This is a genomic window from Cupriavidus sp. DB3 (assembly GCF_020418465.1).
In the GTDB taxonomy this organism is placed as follows: domain Bacteria; phylum Pseudomonadota; class Gammaproteobacteria; order Burkholderiales; family Burkholderiaceae; genus Cupriavidus; species Cupriavidus cauae.
Genome location: NZ_JAIZPL010000005.1, coordinates 420,077 through 446,971, shown reverse-complemented (window position 1 = coordinate 446,971; position 26,895 = coordinate 420,077). Strand labels below are relative to the sequence as shown.

The following is a 26,895-nucleotide window of genomic DNA, read 5'->3' as shown; positions in this document are numbered from 1 at the left end:
GAAGCGATTGTGACCGTGCATTCCCCTCGAAGTTGCATCGATCGTCGGCCAATGGCCTCAATGAGCGCACCCCAGGGGCACGCTGCAGGGCAATGGGCCGAGGGCGCCGCCAATTTGACGGGGGCCGCCAAACTGCCTACACTCACGCGCGTTTTCAGGTGCTCGCGATCCGGTCCCCATCGGATTGCAGTTAAACGGGAAACAGGGAGTCCGCCACGCCGCCGCGCGATGCCGGGCCAACCTGTGCTGCCCCCGCAACGGTAAGCGATTGCGATCGCCGCCGCGCCCCGAGCCGATCGGCACGATCGGCTCCACGCCCGCCGGCTTCGCCTCACCGCCCCACATGCCACTGGACCGATGGTCCGGGAAGGCGGGCGGTGCCGATCGCCAGCCCGGATACCGGCCTGGATGCGGGCATGCCGGTCGCCATCGCGCTCGCGCAGCCTCACCGCCAGACGGTCCGCGGGGGAACGGGCCAGGCTATCACTTCCGCTCGAGCACCATGCTTTCATCGTCTTCGAGGTCGCGTCGCCTGGCACTGCCAGTCCCGCGCCCCGCTGCGCGCGTCCGCGCCCATGCCATCGTCCGCCGTCTTGTCGGGGATATTGCCCGCCGTCCTGCCGCCGATATTGTCCGCAATCTTGCCGGCGATATTGCGCGCGCCGCCCCCGGCTCGCCCGCGCAGGCCGCGCTGTTGTCCGCCGCCACGCTGTGCGCATGGCCCGCGCTGGCGCAGCAGCCCGCGCCGTCGGCGGACACCACGCTGGCGCCGGTCGTCGTCAGCGCCACGCGCACCGCGCAGCCGCTGGACGAGGCGCTGCCCCATACCACCGTGATCACGCAGCAGGAGATCGCCAACAGCCAGGCGCCCGACCTGCGTTCGCTGCTGCGCACGCAGGCCGGCCTGGAACTGGCCGCCACCGGCGGCATGGGCGCCAACACGACGCTGTTCATGCGGGGCGCCAATTCGAACCAGACGCTGATCCTGATCGACGGCGTGCGCATCGCCTCGGCCAGCAGCGGCACCGCGCAACTGGCCAACATCCTGCCCGACGAGATCGACCGGATCGAGGTGGTGCGCGGCAACGTCTCGGCGCTGTACGGCTCCGACGCGATCGGCGGCGTGGTGCAGATCTTCACCAAGAGCGGCGCCGGCAAGCCGCCCGCGGCCAACGCCCAGGTCGAATACGGCAGCGACAATACGCGCCGCGCGACGGTGGGGTACGGCGGCCAGGTCGGCGACACCTCGTTCAACCTGACCGGCTCGATTTTCAAGACCGACGGCTTCTCCGCGGTGAACACGCGCCTGCAGCCGCGCGCCAATCCGAACGACAACCCGTACGAGAACAAGAGCGTATCGGGCCAGATCAAGCATCGCTTCAGCGCGGACTGGGAGGCGGGCGTCGCGGCCTACTACAGCAAGAGCAAGCTGTCCTACGACAGCACCTTCGGGCGGCCCACCGACGACTGGCGCAGCGACAGCGAGCTCTATACGCTGTCGGCCTTCGTCAACGGGAAGCTGGCTCCGGACTGGACCACGCGCTTCAAGGTCGCGCAAAGCGAGGACGACAGCGACAACACGCTCAACGGCGTGTTCGACAGCCGCTTCAAGACCCGCACGCGCCAGTTCACCTGGCAGAACGAATACGCGCTGGCCAAGGGCCATCAGCTGATGTTCGGCACCGAATATCTGCAGCAGCAGTTCGACTCGAACTCGTACGCCGCGCCGAGCCGCAACGTGGTGTCGGTGTTCGGCGGCTACGACGGCCGCATCGGCAAGCACCAGCTGCAGCTGAACCTGCGCAACGACCACTATTCGGACTTCGGCGACAAGGGCAGCTATTTCGCCGGCTACGGCTACTACGTGACCGAGCAGTTCAAGCTGCTTGCGAACGCGAGCAACGCGTTCCGTGCGCCGACCTTCAACGAGCTGTACTACCCGAACTATGGCCAGCCGAACCTGCAGCCGGAGCGGGCGCGCTCGGTCGAGATCGGCGCGCAGTACGACAGCAAGGGCGCCGGCCTGCTGCGCGTGACGGCCTTCCGCACGCAATACGACAACCTGATCACGTCCGCGCTGCAGCCCAATGGCATGTTCCTGGCGCAGAACGTCAGCAGCGCCAAGGTCGAGGGCGTCGAGGCGTCATGGCGCGCGCGCCTGCTCGGCACCGACTTGACCGCCAGCGTCACGATGCAGAATCCGGTCGACGAGCAGACCGGCACGCAGCTGATGCGCCGCGCGCGCCGGCATGCGGCGCTGGACCTGGGCCGCGATATCGGCAACTGGCGCTTCGGCGGACAGTGGATCGTGTCGTCGTCGCGCCGGGACAGCGGCTCGCGCACGCTGGGCGGATACGGTATCGTCAACCTCAACGCGCGCTACAACATCGACAAGCAATGGTTCATCGCCGCCCGCGTCGAGAATCTGTTCGACAAGGACTACCAGCTGGCCTATCCCTACAACACGCAGGGCCGGGCAGGCTTCATCACGCTCGGCTGGCGCCAGCGCTAAGCGGCATCGCCGGAACCAGGGACCATGATGCGGACCGCGGCGTCGGCGGGTACGACGGCAGGCAGTTCGATGCGCGGCGCGGCTGAGATGCGGCGCGCGCTGGCCGTGTGCGCGCTGCTGGCCGGTGCCGCCGTGGCGGTGTTCCTGTTGTCGCTGGCGGTCGGCAGCGTCGGCCTGTCGCCGAGCGAGGTCTGGCACGCGCTGTTCGCGCTGGCCGATGCATCCGGCGATCGCGGCGCGGCCGACCAGACCGCCGTGGCCATCGTGCGCGAGCTGCGGCTGCCGCGCGCCGCGGCCGCGTTCGCCTGCGGCGGACTGCTGGCGCTGTCCGGCGCGCTGATGCAGGTGCTGCTGCGCAATCCGCTGGCCGAGCCCTATGTGCTCGGCGTGTCGGGCGGCGCGGCCACCGGTGCGTTGCTGGCGATGCTGGCGCTGGCGCCGCTGTGGACCGTGCAGGCCGGCGCCGCCGGCGGCGCGCTGGTGTCGATGGTGCTGGTCGCCACGCTGGCGCGGCGCGATCTGCTGCATCCCCAGGTCCAGGGCGGCCATCATGAGGCGGGCTCGCGGCTGCTGCTGACTGGCGTGATCCTGGCCGCGGGCTGGGGGGCGGTCATCACGCTGATCCTGAGCATCGCGCCCGAGGGCCGGCTGCGCGGCATGCTGTTCTGGCTGACCGGCGATCTGGGCGGCACCGCCAGCTACGGGCTCGCGCTCGGCACGCTGGTGCTGGCGCTGCTGCTGACGCTGCCGATGGCGCGCGCGCTGAACGTGATGCTGCTCGGCGAGACCGTGGCCCAGTCGCTGGGCGTGCGCGTCGGCCGGGTACGCCTGTCGGCCTACCTGGTGGCCTCGCTGTCGATTGCGGCGGCCATCACCACGGCCGGCTCGATCGGCTTCGTCGGGCTGGTGGTGCCGCATCTGGTGCGGCTCGCCTGGGGCAACGACCAGCGCCTGCTGTTGCCCGCCGCGGCGCTGCTGGGCGGCACGCTGCTGATGGCGGCGGACCTGATCGCGCGGACCGTGATCGCGCCGGCGCAATTGCCGGTCGGCGTCATCACGGCGCTGCTCGGCGTGCCGACCTTCCTGTTCCTGCTGCTGCGCCGGCCCCGATGAAGGATCCGCAATGACGACCGCCGCCGACTGGACCGTCCCCACCGTGCCTTGCCCGCGGCTGTCGCTGCACGGCCTGGGCTTGCGCGCGGGCGGCAAGACGCTGTTCGACGCGCTCGACTTCACCATGCGGCCGGGCGAGCTGTGGTGCGTGCTCGGCCCCAACGGCGTCGGCAAATCGACGCTGATGGCCGTGCTCGCCGGGCTGCGCCCTGCCGAGCGCGGCGAAGTCCGTCTCGACGGCGAGCCGCTGGCCACGCTGGCGCGCCAGCGGCCCGAGGTCCTGGCCAGGCAGCGCGCCTACCTGCCGCAGGCCATTCACGACACCTTCTCGATGACCGTGCACGACGCGGTCGCCGTCGGCCGCCACCCGCATCTGTCGGGATGGGGCTGGAGCGGCCGCGACGACGACGCGGTGGTGGCCGCGCTGCTCGAAGCGCTCGACCTGTCCGGCCTGGCCGGCCGCGACGTGCTGACGCTGTCCGGCGGCGAGCGCCAACGGGTGTCGTTGGCCGCGGTGCTGGCGCAGCAGGCGCCGCTGCTGCTGCTCGACGAACCGCTGGCGCATCTGGACCTGCGCCATCAGATCCTGGTGCTGGACACGCTCGCGCGGCTGACGCGCGCCGGCCGCCATGCCGCGATGCTGATCCTGCATGACCTGAACCTGGCGCGCCGCTATGCCACGCACGCGCTGCTGATGGCCGAGGACGGCAGCTGCCTGCACGGCCCGGCCGACGAGATTCTGACGCCCGCCCACTGCTCGCGCGCGCTGCGCACGCCGATCATCGCCGTCGCGCAGGGCGCGCATACGGCGTTGATCGCCAATGGTCCGGCCTGAGGCACGGCCGCGCCGCTTACCGCTTACCGCCATGACAATCGACCACGACGACAACGAGAACCACGGCAATAACGACAACAACGGCAGCAGCGGCGGCAACGCGATCGATGGCCGCAACGACATCGACGGCCGCGACGAACGCCACAAGGCCCGCATGGTCCGCAAGAAGGCGGTAGTTGACGCGAAGATCGCCGCCGCGCAGGACGAGCGCGGCGTGATCGTGATCGCCACCGGCAACGGCAAGGGCAAGTCGAGCTCGGGCTTCGGCATGGTGATCCGCGCGCTCGGCCACGGCATGCAGGCCGGCGTGGTGCAGTTCATCAAGGGCGCGTTTCCCAGCGGCGAGGAGATGTTCCTGCGGCGTTTTCCCGAGCAATGCCGCTTCCACGTGATGGGCGAGGGCTATACCTGGGAGACCCAGGACCGCGCGCGCGATGTGGCCAAGGCCGAGGCCGCGTGGGAGGTCGCTCGCGGGCTGCTGCGCGACCTGTCGATCGGGCTGGTGCTGCTCGACGAACTGAATATCGCGCTGAAGCTGCACTATCTGGACGTCGATACCGTGATCGCCGATCTGCGCGCGCGTCCGCCCATGCAGCATGTGGTGATCACCGGCCGCGGCGCGCCGCCCGCGCTGATCGAGGCGGCCGATACCGTCACCGAGATGACGCCGGTCAAGCATGCGTTCCAGCAGGGCATCAAGGCCCAGCGCGGCATCGAGATGTAAGCCATGACGTCCGTATCCAACACCGTGCCGAACACCGCATCGAACACCGCCTTGAACACCGATTCGCACTTCGCGCTCCCTACGATCGCACCGCTGGACGAGGCGCTGCGTCCGACGCTGCAGGCGGCCATCGACGACAAGACCAAGCCGCTCGGCGCGCTCGGCCGGCTGGAATCGCTGGCCCTGCAGATCGGGCTGATCCAGCGCAGCGCACGTCCCGAACTGCGGCGCCCGGCGATGATCGTGTTTGCCGCCGACCATGGCATCGCCGATGCCGGCGTCAGCGCCTATCCGGCCGACGTCACCGTGCAGATGGTCCGCAATTTTGCCGCCGGCGGCGCGGCGATCAATGTGTTCGCGCGCCAGCACGGCATGGCGCTCGAGGTGGTCGATGCCGGCGTGCGCGTGCCGCCGGGCGTGGCACAGGGTCTGGTGGACTGCCGCATCGATGCGGGCACGCGCAACTTCGTCGACGAACCGGCGATGCGGCGCGAGCAGGCCGAGGCCGCGCTGGCGGCGGGCGTCGCGCGCGTGATGCACCATGCCGCGCAGGGCACCAATGTGATCGGCTTTGGCGAGATGGGCATCGGCAATACCTCGGCCGCCGCCTGTCTGGTCAGCCGGCTGACCGGCCTGCCGATCGCCGCCTGCGTCGGGCGCGGCACCGGCCTGGACGATGCCGGGCTCGCGCGCAAGCTGGCGCTGCTCGAGCGCGCGCTCGCGCGGCATGCCGATGCGGTGGAACCACTCGATGCTCTGGCCGCCCTGGGCGGCTTCGAGATCGCGATGATGGCGGGCGCCTTCCTCGCCGCGGCGTCGCAGCGCATGGTGATCCTCGTCGACGGCTTCATCGCGTCGGCGGCGCTGCTGGTTGCCAGCCGCCTCGATCCCAAGGTGTTGCCGTACTGCGTGTTTTCGCACTGCTCGCACGAGCAGGGCCATCGCCCGCTGCTCGAGCACTTCGGCGCGCGGCCGCTGCTGGCGCTGGACCTGCGGCTGGGCGAGGGTAGCGGCGCCGCGCTGGCGTATCCGCTGGTGGTATCGGCGGTGGCCTTCCTGCGCGAGATGGCGACCTTCGGCGCGGCGGGTGTCAGCACGGCGAGCGCGACCGCGGACGCGAACGACGGCGCCGACGCGTCCGCGCGATAGACTCGCGCCATCCTCTCCGCCATCCGCCCATGACGACGATGCCGACCGAGCCCACGCCCGCGCCGCCGCGGCGGCCGGCCCACCCCCTGCTGCAACGCGCCTGCGACGAGCTGCGCTACCTGCTGACCGCGGTCGGCTATTTCACCCGCGTGCCGGTGCCGGCCTGGGTCGGCTTCGCCCCGCACTACCTGCATGCCGCCGCCCGCTATTTCCCGCTGGTCGGCCTGATGGTCGGCGCCATTGGCGCGCTGGCGACGCTGGCCGCGTGGCTGCTGTGGCCGCCCGCGGTCGCGGTGCTGATCGGCATCGGCGCCACGCTGCTGCTGACCGGGGCCTTCCACGAGGACGGCCTGGCCGACTGCGTCGATGCCTTCGGCGGCGGCTACCGGCGCGAGGACGTGCTGCGCATCATGCACGACTCGCGCATCGGTACCTTCGGTGCGCTGGCGCTGGTGCTGGCCCTGCTGCTGAAATGGCAACTGCTGCTGGCGCTCGGCCAGCGCGGCGGGCTGCGCGAATTGCTGCTGGTGCTGGTGGCCGCGCATGCCGCCAGCCGTGCGATGGCGGTCAGCTATCTGGCGACGCTCGACTACGTGCGTCCCGAGGGCAAGGCCAAGCCGGTCGCGCAGCGGCTGTCGCCGCGCGGCCTGGCGCTGGTGCTCGCCTGCGGCGCGCTGCCGCTGCTGGCCGTCGCGCCCGGCTTCGGTGTCGCGGCTATCGCCGCGCTGGCGCTGCTGCGGCTGGTTCTTGGGCGCTATTTCGTGCGCCGCATCGGCGGCTATACCGGCGACTGTCTCGGCATGGCGCAGCAGCTCGGCGAACTGCTGATCTATCTGCTGGCGGCGGCATGGATCTGGTCCTGATCCGGCACGCGCATCCCGCGGTTGACGATGGGGTCTGCTATGGGCGGCTGGATCTGCCGCTGGTCGAGCCGATGTCGCCGCCGGCCGATGCGATCGTGAACGCCGCATCGGTGGCGGCTCGCGCCAACGGTGTGCCGCCACCGGCGCGGATCCTCTGCAGCCCCGCGCAGCGCGCTCGCGCTACCGCGCAGCGCATCGCACAGGCGTTCATGACGCAAGCCGGTGGAACGGCGCTGACGATCGACAGCGATGCCCGGCTGCACGAACTCGACTTCGGCGCCTGGGAAGGGCAGCGCTGGGATGCGGTGCCGCGGGAGAGGCTCGATCAGTGGGCGGCAGACCTGATGGATGCCTGCCCGCATGGCGGCGAATCGGCGCGCAGGGCCTACGCCCGCGTGGCCGGGTGGGCGGATTCGCTGCAAGCGTCTCCTTCCGTGCTCGCGTCCGTGTCCGTGTCCGAGCCCGAGCCCGAGCCCGAGCCCGAGCCCGAGCCCGCGTCCGAGCCCGAGCCCGAGCCCGCGTCCGAGCCCGAGCCTGAATCATGCCTGTGGGTGGTCGGCCACGCCGGGCCGATGCGGATGCTTGCCGCGCATTGGCTGGGTCTGCCGCTGTCGGTCACGCTCGACTGGCAACTGGGCTGGGGCGCCAGCTGCGGCTTCCGGCTCGATCCGGGCGAGGCGCGGCCGGGGCGCCTGTTGTGGTGGAACCGTACGGTTGGCTGAGGGCCGACGCCAGCCCTACGCACACGTCGACGCAAAGGGCACCCCGCAAGCACCGCGCTACTGCGCGGGCCGCCGGCTTCGCGCGATCTCCAGCTGGCGACACAGGATCTCCGCCGCATCGATGGCGCGCGGTCCCGCGCGATTGATCAGGTCGCCGTCGATCGTGAAGAGATTGCCCCGCGCCACTGCGGTCAGCTGCTGCCAGCGCTGCCATTGCGCGAAATCCGCCAGCGGCCGGTCCGACTGCGTCGCGCCCATGCTGGCCGTGATCATCGCCTCGGGATTGCGCGCGAGCACCGCTTCGACCGAAATCGTCGGCACCAGCGGCGTCTCGTCGGCGAACACATTGCGGCCGCCGCACAGCGCCAGCATGTCGCTGACCATGTGCTGGCCGTTCAGCGTCATCAACGGCTGCTGCCAGACCTGATAGAACACCGACACCGGCGGACGCGCGGCGTGGGCCTTGCCCAGCGCGGCGATGCGCGCGCGCAGGCGTTCGGCCGCGGCGTGCGCGGTCGGGCCGGTGCCGAGCAGCACGCCCAGCTTCTCGATGTTGTCGGGCACCGCCATCAAGCGCCGCGGCTCGCTGTGGAACAGCGGCAGGCCCAGCGCGCGCAGCCGTTCGGTCTGCTTCTGCGCGTTGCCATGCCGCCAGACCACGATCAGGTCGGGCTTCAGCGCCGCGATGCGTTCGAGATCGAGCGCCTTGTTGTCGCCGACCCGCGCGATCGCGCGCGCCTCGGGCGGATAGTCGCTGTAGTTCACGGTGCCAACGATGCGGTCGCCGCCCCCTGCCGCGAACAGCATCTCGGTGACATGCGGGGCCAGCGACACGATGCGGCGCGCCGGCTGCGCCAGCGTGATGGTCTGGCCGGCATCGTCGACGACGGAGACCGCGGCGCGCGCATCGATGGGCCTGGCGGCCGCTAACGCCGTGGCAAGGCATGCGATGGCGGCAACACCGTGGGCGGCAGAACGCGTGGCAGAACGCGTGGCTGAAGGCCCGGCGGAACGCGTGGCGGCAGAACACGTGGCGGCGGAACGCGTGGCGGCGGAACGCGTGGCGGCGTGCGGCCGACGTCGGCGGGACAGGAACGGCAACAGGGACATGTCAGAGCGGAAGAATGGTGGCGAGGGCATCGGCCAGCCGCTGCCAGCAGGCCTCGCGATCGGGCGGCAGGCCGAGGCGCAGGCTCGGGAGCCTGGCGGTATTGCCGGTGGTATCGCTGGGGGACTTGGCCGTGGAATCGCCGGATGAATCCCCGGGGCGACCGCCAGCGAAATCCCCGGGACGACCGCCGGCGGCCTCCCGCGAAGCCAAGGACGCCCCCGGTGCATCGAACAGCCGGGTCCAGACGCCGGCATGCGCCAGCGCCTGATGCATGCGCTCGGCATCGGCATGCGGCACCCAGGCGAACAGCGGCAAGGTGACCGGCGCCAGGCCATGCCGGCGCAGCAGCGCATCGAGCCGGGCGCTCGCCACGCGCAGCCGCGCCCGTGTGGCGGCCTGCCAATCGGTGTCGCACAGCGCCAGCCGTGCCACCGCGCGTGCCGGGCCGGACACGGTCCAATGCCCAAGACGCTCGGCCAGCGCCTGCAGCAGCGCCGGTTGCGCCAGCACGAAGCCGCAGCGCACCCCGGCGAGCCCATAGAACTTGCCCAGCGAGCGCAGCACGATCAGGCCGGCACGGTTGCTGTCCGCCGCCAGCGAGCCACCGCCTTCATCGGTAACCCACGCATCGGCGAAGGCCTCGTCGACCAGCAGCGTGCCGCCGCGCGCGGCCAGCGCGGCATGCCAGCCCAGCAGGCGTTCGCGCGGCACGATGCGGCCGGTCGGATTGTTCGGATTGACGACCACCAGATGGTCGAGGCCATCGGCAAGGGCCGGATCCGAGAAGTGAGCCTCATCCAGCGGCACCACGCGATGGCCGGCGGCGGCAAACGCCGGCGCGTACTCGCTGTAACCGAGCGCGGCGATGCCGACGCGGCCCGGCGGCAGCAGCGCGGGCAGCGTGCGGATCGCGGCCTGCGAACCGGCGACCGGCAGGGCATGCGGCGAGCCGTAGGCGCGGGCGGCGATCTCCGCGAGGCCATCGTCGTCCTGCGGCAGCCGCTGCCAGCAGTCGGCCGGCAACGGCGGCACCGGATAGCCGTCCGGATTGATGCCGGTCGACAGGTCGAGCCAGTCGGCCGGGTCGCGGCCGTAGCGGCGCACCGCGGCCAGCAGATTGCCGCCGTGGCGGATCGGAGGGGGCAGGGAATGCGGGTGGTTCATCGCGACAGCGCCAGCCGTTGGGCGACGATGCCGCAGGCGAGCGTCAGCGCCAGCAGATTGCCGCCGTGGCGGATCGGAGAAGGCAAGGGATGCGGATGGTTCATCGCGACAGCGCCAAACACTGGGCGACGATGCCGTACGCGACGGCCAGGGCCAGCCAAAGCCACAGCGTTCGCCGCACCAGCCGCAGGCTGGCCATGACGTCGGCGGCGCCCGGCGGCTGGCCTTCGCCCAGCGGCGGACGCGCTTCCCACTGGCCGTGGTAGCGGGCCGGACCGCCGAGCGCGACACCGAGGGCACCGGCGCCCGCCGCCATCACGGGGCCGGCGTTCGGACTGGACCACGCCGGGGCCTGCACGCGCCAGCAGCGCAGGGCGCGCGCGGTCGAGCCGAGCAGCGCATAGGACAGCGCGGTCAGCCGCGCGGGAATCAGATTCAGCAGATCGTCGAGGCGGGCCGCGGCCCAGCCGAAATGCAGCAGGCGCTCGGTCCGGTAGCCCCACATCGCATCGAGCGTATTGGCGAGCCGATAGGCGATCGCCGCCGGGGCGCCGCCGATCAGGAACCAGAACAACGCGCCGAAGATCGCGTCGTTGCCGTTCTCGAGTGCCGATTCGCAGGCCGCGCGGGCCAGTGCGGGCGCATCGGCGTCCACGGTGTCGCGCGAGACGATGCGCGCGGTCAGCTGGCGCGCTTGCGGCAGGTTTCCGTCGGCCAGTGCCCTGGCGATCGGTTCGATATGCTGGCACAGGCTGCGCGCGCCCAGCGTGGCATACAGGCCCAGCGCATGCAGCAGCCAGCCCAGCCAGGCGCCCGCGAATTCGGTGGCGGCCGCGATCAGTAGCGCGGCCAGCGCAGCCGGCAAGAGCACCAGCACGGACCAGGCCATCAGCCCGAGGCCGCGCTGGCGCCAAGGATGTCCCGGCCGGTTCAGCGCGCGCTCGGCGGCATTGGCCAGCCTGCCGAAGCCGACCAGCGGATGCCAGCGGCGCGGCTCGCCGAGCCAGCGGTCGAGTCCTACCCCGGCGAGGGCCGTCAGCGCAATGGCGGCGCCCGGCGCCAGCGGCGCCGCGGGCCACAGCGAACTCACCATGCCGGGTCCGGTCCCTTGATCGCGACCGGCAGGCCGGCGACCAGCAGGCGCACGCGGTCCGCCGCGGCGGCCAGCTTCTGGTTCAGGCGGCCGAGCTCGTCGACGTAGAAGCGGGTGATCGCGCCCATCGGCACCACGCCGAAGCCGATCTCGTTGGAGACCAGGATCACATGGCCCGGCAGCGTCGGCAGCGCGGCCAGCAGCGCGTCCATCTCCTCGGTGAAGGCCGGCGGCGGCGTGATGACGCCGTGCTCGGGATAGGGGCGCTTGTCGAGGAAGATCAGGTTGTTCAGCCAGACCGTCATGCAGTCGACCAGGATGCAGCCGTCGCGGCGGGCATGCGCGTACAGCGCGTCGGCCAGATGCAGCGGCTCCTCGACCAGATTCCAGTCGGCGGGACGCCGCGCGCGATGCAGCGCGATGCGCAACTGCATTTCCTCGTCGGTGTCGTCCGGGTCCTCGCGCGCAGTGGCGATATAGGTCACGGGCCCGCCGGTGGCCACGGCGTGATCGGTGGCCAGCTGCTCGGCGAAGTGGCTCTTGCCGGAGCGTGCGCCACCCAGCACCAGCGTCAGCTCGCGCGGCCCGGGCCTGGGCAGGCCGACGGCCGTCTGGGTGGCCACCGCGATGGCCGCTTCGCCGGTGGGCAGCGCGACGTCGGACGGCGTGTCGGCGGGGCCGGTGCCGGCGTGAGGAGGGGCCTTGGGTTCCATCCGGGTATTGTAGCGGGCGCATCGCGTGCTGCCAGGGCGGATCGGCGCGGGGCTCGGTGTGGTGCGGGGACCGAGGCGAGGGATCGATGCGGCAGATCGATGCGGCAGATCGATGTGGCGGATCGATGTGGCGGATCGATGTGGCGGATCGATGCGGCGGATCGATGCGGCGGATCGATGCGGCGGATCGGTGTGGGGACCGGTACGGCGGTCGGCCCCAGGGCCAGGCGCAGGATGGCGATGGCCGGGCATGGGCCGATGCGATAATCGCCGCGATGCAAGCCTATCCCGATCCGACCGATCCCCCCGAAGCAGCAGGCTCAGCCGACGCCGCCGACCACGCACCGGCCGTCCCCATTCCCTACGCCTCGCTGTTGCGCGGCACGCTGATGATCCAGGGCACGACCTCCGACGCCGGCAAGAGCACCGTGGTCGCGGGCCTGTGCCGGCTGCTGGCGCGTGCCGGGGTACGGGTGGCCCCGTTCAAGCCGCAGAACATGGCGCTGAACAGCGCCGTCACCGCCGACGGCGGCGAGATCGGCCGCGCGCAGGCGTTGCAGGCCCAGGCCGCCGGGCTGGCGCCGCACACCGACATGAACCCCGTGCTGCTCAAGCCGAGCAGCGACACCGGTGCGCAGATCATCATCCATGGCCGCGCCCGGCTGGACCTCGATGCCCGCGCCTATCACGCGTACAAGCCGGTCGCGATGCAGGCCGTGCTGGCCTCGCACCGGCGCCTGCGCGAGGGCTACGACGTGGTGCTGGTCGAAGGCGCGGGCAGCCCGGCCGAGGTCAATCTGCGCGAGCGCGACATCGCCAACATGGGCTTTGCCGAGGCGGTCGATTGCCCGGTGGTGCTGGTCGCCGATATCGACCGCGGCGGCGTGTTCGCGCATCTGGTCGGCACGCTGGACTGCCTGTCGGCCAGCGAGCGCGCGCGCGTCAAGGGCTTCATCATCAATCGCTTCCGCGGCGATATCGGGCTGCTCGAACCGGGGCTGGACTGGCTGCGTGCGCGCACCGGCAAGCCCGTGCTGGGCGTGCTGCCCTATCTGCATGGCCTGCATCTGGATGCCGAGGACGCGGTGGCCGCCACGCAGTCGGCCAAGGATGAGGGCGCGCCGCGCCTGCGCGTGATCGTGCCGGTGCTGCCGCGCATTTCGAACCATACCGATTTCGACGCGCTGCGCGCCCATCCACGCGTGGACCTGCGCTGGATCGGCCCTGGCATGCCGATCCCGCCTGCCGATCTGATCGTGCTGCCGGGCAGCAAGAGCGTGCGCGCCGATCTGGCGTTCCTGCGCGAGCAGGGCTGGGACCGCGCGCTGCTGCGGCATCTGCGCTATGGCGGCAAGGTCGTCGGCATCTGCGGCGGCATGCAGATGCTGGGGCGCCGCATCGAGGATCCGGACGGAAGGGAGGGTGCGCCCGGCGGCAGCGACGGGCTGGGCCTGCTCGACTTCGCCACCGTGCTGGCCGCCGACAAGCAGTTGCGCCAGGCGCGCGGCACGCTGGCCCTGCCGCAGGCGGACGCCTGCGTTGCCGGCTACGAGATCCATCTGGGCGTCACCGAAGGCCCGGCGCTGGCGCGGCCCGCGCTGCGGCTCGACGACGGCCGCGCCGACGGTGCGCTGTCCGACGATGGCCAGGTGCTGGCCACCTATCTGCATGGGCTGTTCGACGATCCGGCGGGCTGTGCAGCGTTGCTGCGCTGGGCCGGTCTGGATGGCGCCGACGGAGTCGACCTGGCCGCGCTGCGCGAAGCATCGCTCGAACGCCTCGCCGATACGATGGCCGCGCATCTGGACCTGAGCGTCTTGCTGGCGCCGCTGCGGCCGGCTGCAAGCTGAGGTCGGCCCGAGGCCTGAAGCGCGCCGCGCGGTGAAGCGGCCACCGACAGAGGCAAGCCGCGAGCAGAAGCCGGCGGCCGGCTGAGACCAGCCGTTACCTGATGCGGCCAACTGAGGCCAGCCGCCGGCCGAAGCCACGGGCGCGGTCCGAGCGCGGCGCCGGCATCGCCCAGATCGAGGCGCCGGCCGACGTCCCGCAAGACCGGCCTGCTACACTTGTCGGCTTTGTCAGCCTCGTAGTGCGCGCCGGTATCGGCCGGCCGCGCCATCGTTCCACACCATGGTTACCGGCCGCCTGCGCGTCCTGCTCGTCAAACTCCATCTGTATATCGGCCTGTGGCTCGGCGTGCTGTTCGTGCTGCTGGGCCTGACGGGCACCGTGCTGTCGTGGCGCCACGAGATCGACGCCGCGCTCAATCCCGAGCTGCTGGTGGCCTCCGCGCCGGTGTCGCTGCCGCTGCGTGCCGACGCCGTGCAGGAAGTCGTCGCGAAGCTGAAGGCCGATCCGCAATACGGCAAGCCGAGGATGCTGATGCTGCCGGTGTCGGAGCGCGACGTCTTCATCGCCTGGTATCACGTCAAGGAGCCGGGCAAGGCCGCCCCGGTGCCGGGCCGCTCGCGCCAGGTGATGATCGACCCGGCCACGCTGGCGATCAAGGGCGAACGCGTCTGGGGCGAGCCCGGGCTGTCGCGCCCGTTGCTGATGCCCACGCTCTTCCATCTGCATCACTATCTGCTCGCCGGCGATACCGGCAAGACCGTGGCCGGCGTGGGCGGCATGCTGCTGCTGTTCACGGTGCTGGCCGGCATCGCGCTGTGGTGGCCCAAGCTGAAGGCGCGCGCGATCCTGCAGGCGTTTCGCATCACGCACGGCGGCTCGTGGTGGCGGCTGAACTATTCGCTGCATCGCGCCGGCGGCATCCTGGCCGCGCCGGTGCTGGCGACGATCGCGTTTTCGGGCTGGTATCTGAATCTGCCAAAGTGGGTCACGCCGCTGGTCGGCAGCGTGATGACGGTCACCGCGCCGGCACGGCCGGCGTCCACGCCGCCCTACGAGGGGGCCATGCCGATGGGCACGCAGCAGGCCGTGCAGGCGGCCCAGGCGCTGTACCCGGAGGCGATCGTGTCGCGCGTGACCTTCCCGCGCCAGCCGACCGATGTCTACGAGATCCGGCTGCGCCAGCCGGGCGAGGTGCGCCAGGGCAGCGGCGCGACCCGGCTGTGGCTCGATGCCTATACCGGTGCCCGCCTCGGCGTGCGCGATCCGCTCGCCGCGCCGGCCGGTGACACCGTGCTGAACTGGATGTATCCGCTGCATACCGGCGAGGCGTTCGGCATGCCGGGCCGCATCTTCATCTCCGCGTTCGGGCTGGCGCCGCTGCTGTTTGCGCTGACCGGCGTTCTGATCTGGTGGAAGCGCCAGCGCGGCCACCGGCGCCATCTGAAGAAGACCGAGCAGCGGCAGGCAGTACGCCGCTGACGCCGTGCAGCGCCCGTGCGATTTCGCCCGGGCGCGGCCGGCAGCAGGGCCGTGCCGGTCCCTGCGCGCGCGGGACGGGCGCTGACACGGAGTCGGGAAAGCGGGAGCGGGGAAGGCGGGAAAGGCGGGAAAGGCGGGAAAGGGGGAAAGGCGGGAAAGGGGGAAAGGCGGAAAGGGGGAAAGGCGGACAGGGGGACAGGGCCGGCGGGCCTGGCGCCGCCGGCCTTGCCCGCTAGATTTCCAGATTGTCGATCAGACGCGTGGCGCCGAGCTTGGCGGCGGCCAGCACCACCAGCGGTTCGCCGGCCGCGTATTCATCGCGGCTCGGTGCCTGCAGATTGCTGCGCTTGCGGATCGACACGTAGTCGGGCTTCCAGCCGCGGGCCTTCAGCGCATCGAGCGCCTGCGCCTCGACCGCGGTCAGTTCGAGGCCGCGGCCGGCGTTGGCCAGCACCTGGTCGCGCACCTGATGCAGCGTGCGGTACAGCATCGGCGCCTCGGCCCGCTCGTCCGGCGACAGATAGCGGTTGCGCGACGATAGCGCCAGGCCGTCCTCGGCCCGCACGGTCTCGGCCGGCACGATGTCGATCGGCAGCGCGAACTGGTTTGCCATGCGCCGCACGATCATCAGCTGCTGGTAGTCCTTCTTGCCGAACACCGCGACGCGCGGCTGCGCGCACGAGAACAGCTTCATCACCACCGTGCAGACGCCATTGAAGAAGCCCGGGCGGAACTCGCCCTCCAGGATGTCGCCCAGGTCGTGCGGCGGATCGACGCGGTATTCCTGCGGTTCCGGGTACATGTCGCGCTCGGTGGGCGCGAACAGCACGTAGACGCCTTCCTTCTGCAGCTTCTCGATGTCGTCCTGCAGCGTGCGCGGATACTTGTCGAAATCCTCGTTGGGACCGAACTGCAGCCGATTGACGAAGATCGAGGCCACTACCGGATCGCCATGCTGGCGCGCCAGCCGCATCAGCGACAGATGGCCTTCGTGCAGATTGCCCATGGTCGGGACGAAGGCGATCCGGTTCTGGCCGCGCAACTGGTCGCGCAGCTCGTGAATGGAGGAAATGACTTTCATGGATGCGGTGTACTGCTCGTCAGGAAAAGCGCGCGGCGATGCCGGGGCTATGCGGGGGTATAGGCCAGGCGCACGTAGATCGGCGCATAGGGCTCGGCCTGGGTGATTTCGACCAGGGACTCGCGCGACAGCTCGAGCATCGCGATGAAATTGACCACCACCACCGGCACGCCCTTGCCCGAGCGGATCGCATCCTCGAACAGCTCGGTGAACTCCATGAAGCGGGCATGCTGCAGCCGGCGCAGGATCTGGCTCATGTGCTCGCGCACGGACAGTTCCTCGCGCGAGATCTTGTGGTGCTGGTTCAGCTTGGCGCGCTTGAGCACGTCGGCCCAGGCGGCCTGCAGGTCGGTGGTGTCGACGTCGGGGAAGCGCGGCGCCAGGCTCTGCTCGATGTAGACCTGCGAGCGCAGGAAATCGCGGCCCAGCTGCGGCACCTGATCGAGCTTCTGCGCGGCGAGCTTCATCTGCTCGTATTCGAGCAGCCGGCGCACCAGCTCGGCGCGCGGGTCTTCGGCGTCCTCGTCGCTGTCGGCCTTCTTGACCGGCAGCAGCATGCGCGACTTGATCTCGATCAGCATCGCGGCCATCAGCAGGTATTCGGCCGCCAGCTCCAGATTGCTCTTGCGGATCTGCTCGACATACGCCAGGTACTGGTGCGTGACCTGCGACATCGGGATGTCGAGCACATTGAAGTTCTGCTTGCGAATCAGGTACAGCAGCAGGTCCAGCGGTCCTTCGAACGCTTCGAGGAAGATCTCGAGCGCGTCGGGCGGGATATACAGGTCCTGCGGCAGCTGGAACAGCGGCTCGCCGTACAGGCGCGCGAACGCCATGCCGTCGACCGTGTCCGGCGAGGCGCCCTCGGGCGCCGCGCTGGGCAGCTCGAGCGCGAGCGCGAGCTTGTCCTGTTCGCTATGGTTCATGAGTGGGGCGGTTGCGCACGCATCGCGGCGGTCGGCCGGGGCCGCGGCGCCGGGATGCGTGCCGGCATCAGTCCAGCGAGTAGACGTAGGGCTTCTGCGGGACCCGCGATGCCTCGGCGCGCTGGCGCTCCTCGAGGTCGATCGGGGCCTTGTCCCACAGCAGGGCGCGGCCTTGGCGCTGTTCCGCCTCCAGCGACGGGCGCTCCTGCTTGAGCGCCTTCAGGAACTGGGTGATCTCGGATTCGTACATGGCCATGGCAGGAAAGCTATACAGAATGCTATAGGGGAATGGAAAACTGCCGCGATTCTACCGTATTGCCATGCCGGGGCGGGCTTTGCCGGCCTGGGGCGCTCGGGGTTTGGGGATCGGGCCGTGGGGTGTGGTCAAATAGCGACTTTGTCGGATCGCAACGACGGATGATATTGGACCTCGGGATCATGCGCATCGGATTCCGCCGCCCCCGGGGCAGCGGCGCGGTGGCGTCCGCGCAGGCGTCGCGGTGGTTTGCCCGGCGGTTGGCCGCGCAGCCGGCACCCTCCCTGGCTCCCCACCTGCCTCCCCCGCCGGCTCGCCCGCCGACTCCTCTGCTCGCCCCGCTGCTGGCCCCGCTGCTCGTGCTGCTGTTCGTCCTGCTGCCGGCGCCGGTCCAGGCGGCCTACCGGGTCCAGGTGGAGGCGCCCGAGCCGCTGAAGGACATCCTCGAAGAGCATCTGGACCTGGTCCGCTATCGCGAACGGGCCGACCTGGGCGAGGACCAGATCGCGTACATGATCGAAACGGTTGGCGACCAGGTCCGGGCCTTCGCCGCCACCGAAGGCTGGTTCGATCCGCAGACCACCACCCGTGTCGAGGGCAGCGGCGACAGCCGCGTGATCCACGTGACGGTCGACCCGGGCGCCCGCACGCTGATCCGCCACGTCGATGTCGATGTGCGCGGGCCCGCCGCCACGCGCTCGCCCGAGCAGGTCGAGGCGATGCGCAAGAAGTGGGGCCTGCCGGTCGGCGATCCGTTTCGCCAGTCCGACTGGGACAAGGCCAAGGAAGACGCGCTGGTCGAGCTGCAGAGCAACGCCTACTACGGCGCGAAGCTGGCCGCCTCGCAGGCGCGCATCGAGCCCGAGGAGCGCGCCGCCGATCTGAGCGCGACCTACGACAGCGGCCCGGCCTACCGCATGGGCGCGCTGGTGGTCAGCGGCACCCGGCGCTATCCCGAGCAGATCGTGCGCAACGTCAATCCGCTGTACGTCGGCGAGCCCTATCGCGTCGAGCGGCTGCTTGAGCTGCAGCGCGCGATCCAGAACCAGCCGTACTTCTCCAATGTGCTGGTCGAGCTCGGCGATCCGGTGCCGGATGCCGATGGCAATGGCGACACGGTGACTGCGCCGGTCAATGTGCGGGTGCGCGAGTATCCGGTGCATCGGATCGTCTCCGGCGTCGGCTACAACACCGATACCGGCGCGCAGGTCGAGGGGCGCTACGCGTACTACAACCTGTTCAACCGCGCCTGGATCTTCGATTCGCAGGCCCGCATCGAGCAGAAGCGGCAATACGCCTTCGCCGAGGTGGCGATGCCGCCCGACAGCAAGACCTACCGCAACAGCGTCTACGCCAGCTACGAGCGCACGCTGGATATCGAGAATACCGACACCCGGAGCTGGCGTACCGGCGTGCGCCGCGCCCGCACGCGCGAGCGCTACGACACCGCGCTGTCGCTCGATTTCTTCTACGACGACCTGCAGCCGTACGACCAGCCGCGCCAGCTGAGCAAGGCGCTGGTGCCGCAATACGCGTGGACCCGCCGCGATGTCGACAATCCGGTGTTCCCGCGCCGCGGCAATATCATCAACACCCAGATCGGCGCGGCGGTGGAGGGCTTGCTGACCGACCAGAGCTTCGTCCGCCTGTACGGCCGCATCCGGCAATACATCCCGGTGCGCACCCGCGACCTGATCGTCGCCCGGCTCGAGCTTGGCGCGGACCTGACCAGCGGCAGCGCCGACAAGATTCCCGCCACGCTGCGCTTCCGCGCCGGCGGCACCGATTCGATCCGCGGCTACGGCTTCCAGTCCATCGGCACGCGGCGGGGCACCAGCGTGCTGCCGGCCAAGTACCTGGCCACCACGAGCCTGGAGTACCAGTACTGGTTCAAGCCCGACTGGGGCGCGGCGATCTTCTGGGACGCCGGCACCGCCACCAACAACCTCGACGGCGTGCGCATCTACCACGGCGTCGGCATCGGCGCGCGCTGGCGCAGTCCGGTGGGACCGGTCCAGCTCGACGTGGGCTACGGCATCCAGGAGCGGCAATTCCGCCCGCATATCTCGCTGGGAGTGGCATTCTGATGGCGATGCGTCCTTCGTGCCGGCCGGCACCGGCGCATGAGGCGATTGTCGGGGGCGCCTGGATCGCTTCGATAGCTCCGGTTGCATCGATGGCTTCGATGCCTCTGATGGCGCCGATGGCTCCGATGGTTTCGGCCGCTGCGATCGCCCCCGTCCCCGCCGATTTCCCGAGTCCCGGCGCATGAGCACGCCCGACCTGCCTTCCGTTCCCGCCCGCGGCAGCGAGACGCCGCGCGCGCCGCAGCCGCGCCGCCGGCGCTGGCTGCGCGTGTTCGGCATCGTGCTGCTCGCGCTGGTGGCGCTGATCGTGCTGCTGGCGGTCGTGCTCGGCGCGGCGCTGCGCACGGAGCGCGGCTCGCGCGAGCTGTGGTCGCTGGCGACCCGGCTGTCCGCCGGCGTGCTGGCCGGCCAGTACCAGGGCGGCACCTTCGCGCGCGGCCTGCAGTTGCGCGACGTGGTGTTCGCGCAGGGCGAGACCCGCGTCAGCGTGGACCGGCTCGACGGCAGCTGGTCGCTGGCCTGGCATCTCGGCCCCGGCCGGACGCGGCTGCACGTGGCCGCGCTGCGGCTGGGCAACGTCGACGTGCGGCTGCCGCCGTCCGAGGACAAGCCCGACCAGCCGCCGCCAACCTTGCCGGACTCGCTGTCGCTGCCGCTGGCGATCGACGTCGATGCGCTGACGCTGGCGCGGCTGTCGATCCTGCGCGGGCCCGAGGCGACCGCGTCGCCGCTGGTGTTTTCCGATCTGTCGGCCGCCTTGCATACGGACGGCAGCCGGCACCGGCTGACCGTCGACCGGCTGGTGACGCCCTACGGCAAGCTGTCGGCCAACGCGCAGATCGCCGGCGAGACGCCGTTCGCGCTGAACGGCGAGGCGCTGCTCGAAGGCGAGTGGGAGAAGGAGGCCTATAACGTCAGCGCGCGCGCCGACGGCACGCTGGAGGCGCTGCGGGCGGACGTCGAGGCGAGCGGCGACCGCCTGCGCGGCCGCGGCGAAATCGAACTGACGCCGTTCGGGCAGGTGCCGTTCACGCGCCTGCGGGTAGACGGCGAGCGCATCAATCCGCGGCTGTTCAACCCTGCCGCGCCGCAGGCGAACCTGTCGGTGCATGCGGAGTTGCGGCCGGTGGACGGCAGCGGTGGCGCGGCGGCGCCCGCTGCGCCGGAGGCCGCGTCCGCGCCGGCCAGTGTTCCGGCGGCGCCGGCGCCCTCGGCTCCTCCGGCGAGTGTTCCGAGTGTTCCGGCAGCGTCGACGCCATCGGCTCCCGCGGCCAGTGTTCCGGCCACGTCGGCGCGATCGACCCCTGCGGCCAGCGTTCCGGCGGCGTCGGCCCCGCAACCATCGCCCTCGGCGGCACCGGCCGCCGCGCCGCTGACCGTGGCCGGCGAAGTCTCCATCCGCAATCACGAGCCCGGACCGCTCGACGCGGAGCGGCTGCCGGTGCAGTCGCTGCGCGCCACGGTCGAGCTGAGCGAGGCCGCCCAGCATGTCCGCGACCTGCGCGTGGCGCTGGCCGGCAATGGCGAGATCGTCGGCAGCGGTTCGCTGCGCGAGGGCCGCGGCGGCTTCGATCTGGACGTGCGCCGGCTCGATCCGCATGCGCTGCACGGCAAGCTGCGCAGCGCGAAGCTGTCGGGCCCGGTAATCGTGCGGCTGGAGCCGGGACGCCAGAGCGTCGCGCTGGACCTCGGCGGCGGCGAGCTGAAGCTGTTCGCCGACGCGCGCATCGATGCCGACGCCGTCACGCTGGCCGCGCTGCGCCTGGGCGTCGCGCAGGGCAGCCTGCACGCCGAGGGCAGGCTCGGGCTGAAGGACCAGCAGCCGTTCAGCTTCAAGGGCCGCATCAGCGATCTGGACCCGGCGCGGCTGGCGAGCGTCGCCAAGGGCCGCATCAACGCGAACTTCGACGCCTCCGGCACGCTGGCCGGCGAGCCGCGCGTGGCGGCGGACTTTTCCATCGGCGACAGCGAATACGCGGGGCTGCCGATGACCGGCGGCGGCAAGGTCCGGCTGGCCGGACAGCGTCTGCTGCCGAGCGAGGCGACGCTGTCGATGGCCGGCAACCGCGCCGACCTGCGCGGCAGCTTCGGCGCGCGCGGCGACCGCATGACAGTGGCCGTCGACGCGCCGCAACTCGATCGGCTCAAGTTCGGCGTCGGCGGCACGCTCAAGCTCGACGCCCAGGTCAGCGGCACCTGGCAACGGCCGGAAATCACGGCAACCTACGATGCCCGCACGCTGTCGATGGGCCCGCACCGCGTCGAGAGCGCCAGCGGCAACGCCGATCTGCGCGGCGGCATCGACGGTCCGCTGCGGCTGCGGCTGGACGCGCGCGGCTATCGCGGTCCGCAATTGTCGATGAGCACGCTGCAGGCGAGCCTCGACGGCACGCAGGCCAGGCACAGCTTCAACGTCGAAGGCGAGGGCCGCATGCGGCGCCGGCCGTTGCAATTGCAGGCCGCGGGGCAGGGCAGCTGGAAGAACGGCACCTGGACCGGCACGGTCAGCACGCTGGAGGAGCGCGGCACCGTCGAACTGAAGCTGCTGACGCCGGTCGCCGTCAGCGCCGGCGCGCAGAAGCTGACCCTGGGGCAGACGCGGCTGCAGCTGGCCCGCGGCACCATTGCCCTGGACCGCCTGGATTGGGACCGCGGCCGCATCCGGACCCAGGGCGCGCTCAATGGCCTGCAGGTCGGCCATCTGCTCGCGCTGGCGGAGGCCTTCACCGGCGATGCGCCACCGCTGCGCTCGGATCTGATACTGGACGGCCAGTGGAACCTGAACCTGGCCGAGACCGCATCCGGCTTTGCCGAGCTACGGCGCCGCAGCGGCGACCTGTCGGTCAACGCCGGCCGGGGCTACACCACGCTGGGGCTGGGCGACACCGTGCTGCGCGCCGAAGCCGCCGGCACCCGCCTGCAGCTGCGCGGCAACGTGGTGTCGTCGCGCCTGGGTACCGCCAGGGTCGACGCCTTCGCCGGCCTGATGCCCGAGCAGGGCGTGCTGACGGTGACGCCGGCCTCGGCGCTGGGCGGCCAGGTCGCCTTCGATGTGCCGCGGCTCAAGGCGCTGGAGGCCCTGACCGGTCCGCAATACGCGTTCGACGGCCGGCTGGCGGCCGCGATGCAGCTGGCCGGCACGATCGGCGCGCCGGTGCTGACCGGCACCATCAACGGCGACGGCCTGGCCATCACGCTGTACGACCAGGGCATCCGCCTGACTGACGGCATCGTGCGCATCGTGCTCGACCGCAACGTGATCGAGCTGCGTCAGGTGCTGTTCCGCGGCGGCGACGGGACGCTGACCGCCAGCGGCAACGTGCGGCTCGGCGAAACCGATCCGACGCTGCGTGCCCGCATCGTCGCCGACCGGCTGGAGCTGTTCGCCAGTCCCGAGCGCACGCTGGTGGTGTCCGGCAACGCCGACATGGCCAACGAGAACCGGCAGTTCGTGATCCGCGGCAAGTTCCGCGTCGATCGCGGGTTGTTCGACCTGCCCAAGGCTGGCGCGCCGGTGCTGGGCGACGACGTGGTGATCGTGCGCAAGTCGGACCGGCGCGCCGAGCGCGAGGTGCGCACCGCCGCCACGCCGGCGGTGCCGGAGTCGCAGCCGACCAGCCGCTTCGCCCCGGTCATCGACCTGTCGGTGGACCTGGGGGACCGCTTCCGCTTCCGCGGCGCGGGAGCGGATCTGCTGCTGGCCGGGCGCCTGGGCGTCAACAGCGAGCCCTTGACGCCGATGCGGGTCACCGGCACCGTGCGGGTGGTCGAGGGCACCTACGAGGCCTTCGGTCGGCGGCTGCAGATCACGCGCGGCATCGTCAATTTCAATGGCCCGGTCGGCAATCCGAATCTGAATATCCGCGCGATGCGGCTGAACCAGGAAGTCGAGGCGGGCGTCGAGGTCACCGGCACGGTACGGCTGCCGCGCGTGCGGCTGGTGTCCGAGCCCAACGTGCCGGACGAGGACAAGCTGTCGTGGCTGATGTTCGGCTACGGCGCCGACAGCAGCACGGCCGGGCAGCAACAGCAGCTGAGCGGGGCGGCGCTGGGCGGTGCGGCGCTCGGCATGCTGGGCTCGAAGGCCGGCAAGGGCGTGGTGCAGCGCTTCGGCATCGACGAATTCTCGATCGGCCCGAGCACCGCGGGTTTGAACGAGCAGCAGGTGGTCAGCGTCGGCAAGGCGGTCAGCGAGAAGATTTCGGTCGGCTACGAGCAGAGCCTGACGTCGGCGGCCAACGTCGCCAAGGTGACCTGGGCCTTCTCGCGGCGCTGGTCGCTGATCGCGCGCGGCGGCACCATCAACGGGCTGTCGCTGCTGTTCAACCGGCGTTTCGACAGCTGGAGCCAGCTATTTTCAGGATCGTCACCACGGCGCGAGGGCGCCAGGAGAGAGCAGGATGCAAGTACGGGAAGCACCGGCGGCGACGCCGACAATCCGCCCACGCCACCGGAGGGGCCTGCCGAGGCCATCAAGCGATGAGCGAGGCAACGGCGTGGGTGCGGGCCGCCGGTCCGCGCGCGGAGTGGCAGCGATGGGACTGATCGCTTCGGTGCTGGCGCTGTTCGGCTGCGACCAGCGCAAGGTCGACGAGGCGCTGAACAAGGCGGGCGACGCCGCGCGCTCGGCCTGGAAGTCGGTCCAGCCCGACAGCCAGCTGTTCAAGGGGATCGAGCCGGGCGTCTCCAGCGAGGACGACGTGCGCCGCCAGGCCGGCCGGCCCGAGATCGTCTGGGAAGAGGAGAACGGTGCGCGCCGCCTCGAATATCCGCGCGGGCCCGAGGGCGCCACCACCTGGATGGTGACGATCGGCGCCGACGGCAAGGTCGGCGCGATCGAACAGGTGCTGACGGCGGAGAACTTCCAGCGCGTGCGTGCCGGCATGAGCCAGGACAGCGTCCGCCGCATGCTGGGCAAGCCCACGAAGATCGAGGCCTTCCGCCTGAAGCAGGAAACCGTGTGGGGCTACCGCTGGTGGGAGACCTCGCAGGACAAGGCCTTCTTCAACGTGCACTTCGGCACGGACGGGCTCGTCACGCATACCTCGCGCAGCGACGATCCGTCGAAGGTGCAGGGCGGCTGACGCCGCCCTGCACGCGCGAGGCGATCAGCGAATGCGCATGCCGGGCACCGCGCCCGCATGCGGTTCGAGGATGTAGAGGCCCGGCGCCGCCTTCTCGTCGGCCGCCGAGGCCGCCAGCACCATGCCTTCGGACAGGCCGAACTTCATCTTGCGCGGTGCCAGGTTGGCGACCACCACGGTCAGCTTGCCGACCAGCTGCTCCGGCTGGTAGGCCGACTGGATGCCCGAGAAGACGTTGCGGGTCTTGCCCTCGCCCAGGTCCAGCGTCAGCTGCAGCAGCTTGTTCGAGCCCTCGACCTTCTGGCATTCGACGATGCGCGCCACGCGCAGGTCGACCTTGGCGAAATCGTCGATCGTGATGGTGTCGGCGATGGGCTCGATGCCGGCGGGGGCGGCATTGCCGGCTTCGGCTCCGGCCGCGCCGGCCGCCGGCGCGGCCTGCAGCGAGTCGCGGTTGGCGGCCAGCAGCGCCTCGATCTGCTTGGCGTCCACGCGCGTCATCAGGTGCGAGTACGGCTTGATCGGGCTGGCGCTGCTCAGCTGCCGGTCGATCGCGCGCCAGTCCAGCGGCTCGACATTGAGGAAGGCCTCGACGCCGGCCGCGACGTTGGGCACCACGGGCTTCAGGTAGACCGTCAGCAGGCGGAACGCTTCCAGCGACACCGAGCAGGCGGCATGCAGGGCCGGGCGTTTCGCCTCGTCCTTGGCCAGTTCCCACGGCTTCTCGGCATCGACGAAGGCGTTGACGGCGTCGGTCAGCTCCATCACCAGGCGCAGCGCCTTGCTGTATTCGCGGCCCTCGTACAGCTGCGCGATCTGCGGCGCGGCCTGGCGCAGCTGCTCGAGCAGCGGGTGCGACAGCGCGGCGTCGTCGACGCGGCCGTCGAAGCGCTTGACCAGGAACCCCGCCGCCCGGCTGGCGATGTTGACGTACTTGCCGATCAGGTCGCTGTTGACCCGCGAGACGAAGTCGTCCAGGTTCAGGTCCAGGTCTTCCATGCTGGCGTTCAGCTTGGCGGCGAAGTAGTAGCGCAGCCATTCCGGGTTCATGCCGGTGTCGATATAGCTCTGCGCGGTGATGAAGGTGCCGCGCGACTTGCTCATCTTGGCGCCGTCGACGGTCAGGAAGCCGTGCGCGAACACATTGGTCGGCGTGCGGTAGCCCGAGAAACGCAGCATCGCCGGCCAGAACAGCGTGTGGAAGTACAGGATGTCCTTGCCGATGAAGTGGTATTGCTCGGCGGTCGAATGCGGGCCGACCCAGGCGTCGAAGTCGATGCCCTTGCGCTCGCACAGGTTCTTGAAGCTGGCGTAGTAGCCGATCGGCGCGTCCAGCCAGACGTAGAAGAACTTGCCCGGCGCGCCGGGGATCTCGAAGCCGAAATAGGGCGCGTCGCGCGAGATGTCCCAGTCCGACAGCGTGGAAGCCTCGCCGTCGCCGCCCAGCCATTCCTGCATCTTGTTGCTGGCTTCCGGCTGGGCCAGGTCGGCCACCCACTCCCGCAGGAAGCTCTCGCAGCGCGGATCGGACAGCTTGAAGAAATAGTGGGTCGAGGACTTGCGCACCGGCGTGGCGCCCGACACCACCGAGTACGGGTTCTTCAGGTCGGTCGGCACATAGGTGGTGCCGCAGACCTCGCAGGAGTCGCCGTACTGGTCCTTGGCGCCGCACTTGGGGCACTCGCCCTTGATGAAGCGGTCCGGCAGGAACATGTTCTTGACCGGATCGTAGAACTGCTCGACGTCGCGCTCGGCGATCAGGTCCTCGGCCTTCAGCGCCAGGTAGATCTTCTCGCACAGCAGCCGGTTCTCCTCGGAGTCGGTGCTGTAGAAGTTGTCGAACGAGACGAGGAAGCTGTCGAAGTCGCGCTTGTGCTCGTTCCAGACCCGGTCGATCAGCTGCTTCGGCGTGATGCCTTCCTTTTCCGCGCGCAGCATCACGGGCGTGCCATGGGTATCGTCGGCGCCCACGTAATAGACCTCGTTGCCCATCATGCGCTGGAAGCGGACCCAGATATCGGTCTGGATGTATTCCACCAGGTGGCCGATATGGATCTGGCCGTTGGCGTAAGGCAGGGCAGATGTGACGAGGATGCGACGTGCTGTCATGGGGATGCCGGTCGGGAAGCGGT

Annotated in this window: 20 protein-coding genes and 1 riboswitch; of the genes, 12 read left to right on the top strand and 8 right to left on the bottom strand. The window is 70.5% G+C overall.

Annotated elements, in window-relative coordinates; all coding sequences use genetic code 11:
• Window positions 1-139: 139 nt before the first annotated feature.
• Window positions 140-423: riboswitch (cobalamin riboswitch) on the top strand.
• 79 nt (window positions 424-502) lie between these two features.
• From K7G19_RS18370 to K7G19_RS18340, 7 genes are all read left to right on the top strand, one after another.
• Window positions 503-2,512, top strand: a complete 2,010-nt coding sequence (locus tag K7G19_RS18370) for a TonB-dependent receptor domain-containing protein (protein WP_226108474.1) — start codon at window positions 503-505, stop codon at window positions 2,510-2,512.
• An 87-nt stretch (window positions 2,513-2,599) separates the two neighbouring features.
• On the top strand, window positions 2,600-3,625 hold the full coding sequence (locus K7G19_RS18365) for an iron ABC transporter permease (protein ID WP_226108642.1): 1,026 nt from the start codon (window positions 2,600-2,602) through the stop codon (window positions 3,623-3,625).
• A 10-nt stretch (window positions 3,626-3,635) separates the two neighbouring features.
• The gene (locus tag K7G19_RS18360) at window positions 3,636-4,460 is read left to right on the top strand and encodes an ABC transporter ATP-binding protein (protein WP_226108472.1); all 825 of its coding nucleotides are present in this window, start codon (window positions 3,636-3,638) and stop codon (window positions 4,458-4,460) included.
• A 31-nt stretch (window positions 4,461-4,491) separates the two neighbouring features.
• Window positions 4,492-5,184 carry a cob(I)yrinic acid a,c-diamide adenosyltransferase gene (cobO, locus tag K7G19_RS18355; protein ID WP_226108470.1) on the top strand — a complete coding sequence of 231 codons (693 nt, stop codon included), beginning with the start codon at window positions 4,492-4,494 and terminating at the stop codon, window positions 5,182-5,184.
• Window positions 5,185-5,187: 3 nt separating this feature from the next.
• Window positions 5,188-6,333, top strand: a complete 1,146-nt coding sequence (gene cobT, locus K7G19_RS18350; protein ID WP_226108469.1) for a nicotinate-nucleotide--dimethylbenzimidazole phosphoribosyltransferase — start codon at window positions 5,188-5,190, stop codon at window positions 6,331-6,333.
• Window positions 6,334-6,371: 38 nt separating this feature from the next.
• Complete coding sequence (locus K7G19_RS18345; RefSeq protein WP_149317989.1) at window positions 6,372-7,196, top strand: adenosylcobinamide-GDP ribazoletransferase; 825 nt, start codon at window positions 6,372-6,374, stop codon at window positions 7,194-7,196.
• On the top strand, window positions 7,181-7,918 hold the full coding sequence (locus K7G19_RS18340; protein ID WP_226108467.1) for a histidine phosphatase family protein: 738 nt from the start codon (window positions 7,181-7,183) through the stop codon (window positions 7,916-7,918). The genes K7G19_RS18345 and K7G19_RS18340 overlap by 16 nt, the downstream gene beginning before the upstream one ends.
• Before the next feature lie 57 nt (window positions 7,919-7,975).
• Here K7G19_RS18340 and K7G19_RS18335 read toward each other — a convergent pair whose 3' ends face one another.
• The 4 genes from K7G19_RS18335 to cobU all read right to left on the bottom strand — a co-directional run bounded on the left by K7G19_RS18335 (window position 7,976) and on the right by cobU (window position 11,999).
• The gene (locus K7G19_RS18335; RefSeq protein WP_226108466.1) at window positions 7,976-9,028 is read right to left on the bottom strand and encodes a cobalamin-binding protein; all 1,053 of its coding nucleotides are present in this window, start codon (window positions 9,026-9,028) and stop codon (window positions 7,976-7,978) included.
• Between the two features lies 1 nt (window position 9,029).
• The gene (gene cobD / locus K7G19_RS18330) at window positions 9,030-10,193 is read right to left on the bottom strand and encodes a threonine-phosphate decarboxylase CobD (protein WP_226108465.1); all 1,164 of its coding nucleotides are present in this window, start codon (window positions 10,191-10,193) and stop codon (window positions 9,030-9,032) included.
• 100 nt (window positions 10,194-10,293) lie between these two features.
• A complete protein-coding gene (gene cbiB, locus K7G19_RS18325) occupies window positions 10,294-11,286 on the bottom strand; it encodes an adenosylcobinamide-phosphate synthase CbiB (protein WP_226108464.1) in 993 nt (330 codons plus the stop codon).
• Window positions 11,280-11,999: a bifunctional adenosylcobinamide kinase/adenosylcobinamide-phosphate guanylyltransferase gene (gene cobU / locus K7G19_RS18320; RefSeq protein WP_226108462.1), complete on the bottom strand. Its 720-nt coding sequence runs from the start codon at window positions 11,997-11,999 to the stop codon at window positions 11,280-11,282. Before cobU ends, cbiB begins: the two co-directional genes overlap by 7 nt.
• Window positions 12,000-12,274: 275 nt before the next feature.
• Here cobU and K7G19_RS18315 point away from each other — a divergent pair, with 275 nt between their 5' ends.
• Both K7G19_RS18315 and K7G19_RS18310 read left to right on the top strand, forming a co-directional pair.
• A complete protein-coding gene (locus tag K7G19_RS18315) occupies window positions 12,275-13,849 on the top strand; it encodes a cobyric acid synthase (RefSeq protein ID WP_370639575.1) in 1,575 nt (524 codons plus the stop codon).
• A 280-nt stretch (window positions 13,850-14,129) separates the two neighbouring features.
• Window positions 14,130-15,329 carry a PepSY domain-containing protein gene (locus K7G19_RS18310; RefSeq protein WP_226108460.1) on the top strand — a complete coding sequence of 400 codons (1,200 nt, stop codon included), beginning with the start codon at window positions 14,130-14,132 and terminating at the stop codon, window positions 15,327-15,329.
• Between the two features lie 232 nt (window positions 15,330-15,561).
• Here K7G19_RS18310 and panC read toward each other — a convergent pair whose 3' ends face one another.
• From panC to K7G19_RS18295, 3 genes are all read right to left on the bottom strand, one after another.
• Entirely contained in the window at window positions 15,562-16,410 is an 849-nt protein-coding gene (panC, locus tag K7G19_RS18305; RefSeq protein ID WP_149317712.1) for a pantoate--beta-alanine ligase, read from the bottom strand.
• Between the two features lie 47 nt (window positions 16,411-16,457).
• Complete coding sequence (locus K7G19_RS18300) at window positions 16,458-17,336, bottom strand: ScpA family protein (RefSeq protein WP_150084408.1); 879 nt, start codon at window positions 17,334-17,336, stop codon at window positions 16,458-16,460.
• 67 nt (window positions 17,337-17,403) lie between these two features.
• On the bottom strand, window positions 17,404-17,592 hold the full coding sequence (locus tag K7G19_RS18295) for a DUF3460 family protein (protein WP_149317714.1): 189 nt from the start codon (window positions 17,590-17,592) through the stop codon (window positions 17,404-17,406).
• A 359-nt stretch (window positions 17,593-17,951) separates the two neighbouring features.
• Between K7G19_RS18295 and K7G19_RS18290 the strand changes: the two genes are divergently transcribed.
• The 3 genes from K7G19_RS18290 (at window position 17,952) to K7G19_RS18280 (ending at window position 24,763) form a co-directional block, all read left to right on the top strand.
• Complete coding sequence (locus tag K7G19_RS18290) at window positions 17,952-19,679, top strand: autotransporter assembly complex family protein (RefSeq protein ID WP_223819796.1); 1,728 nt, start codon at window positions 17,952-17,954, stop codon at window positions 19,677-19,679.
• Between the two features lie 181 nt (window positions 19,680-19,860).
• Window positions 19,861-24,162, top strand: coding sequence for a translocation/assembly module TamB domain-containing protein (locus K7G19_RS18285; RefSeq protein WP_226108458.1), 4,302 nt, complete (start codon window positions 19,861-19,863; stop codon window positions 24,160-24,162).
• Window positions 24,163-24,214: 52 nt separating this feature from the next.
• On the top strand, window positions 24,215-24,763 hold the full coding sequence (locus tag K7G19_RS18280; protein ID WP_149317717.1) for a hypothetical protein: 549 nt from the start codon (window positions 24,215-24,217) through the stop codon (window positions 24,761-24,763).
• A 24-nt stretch (window positions 24,764-24,787) separates the two neighbouring features.
• Here K7G19_RS18280 and metG read toward each other — a convergent pair whose 3' ends face one another.
• Complete coding sequence (gene metG, locus K7G19_RS18275) at window positions 24,788-26,872, bottom strand: methionine--tRNA ligase (protein ID WP_226108456.1); 2,085 nt, start codon at window positions 26,870-26,872, stop codon at window positions 24,788-24,790.
• Window positions 26,873-26,895: the final 23 nt, after the last annotated feature.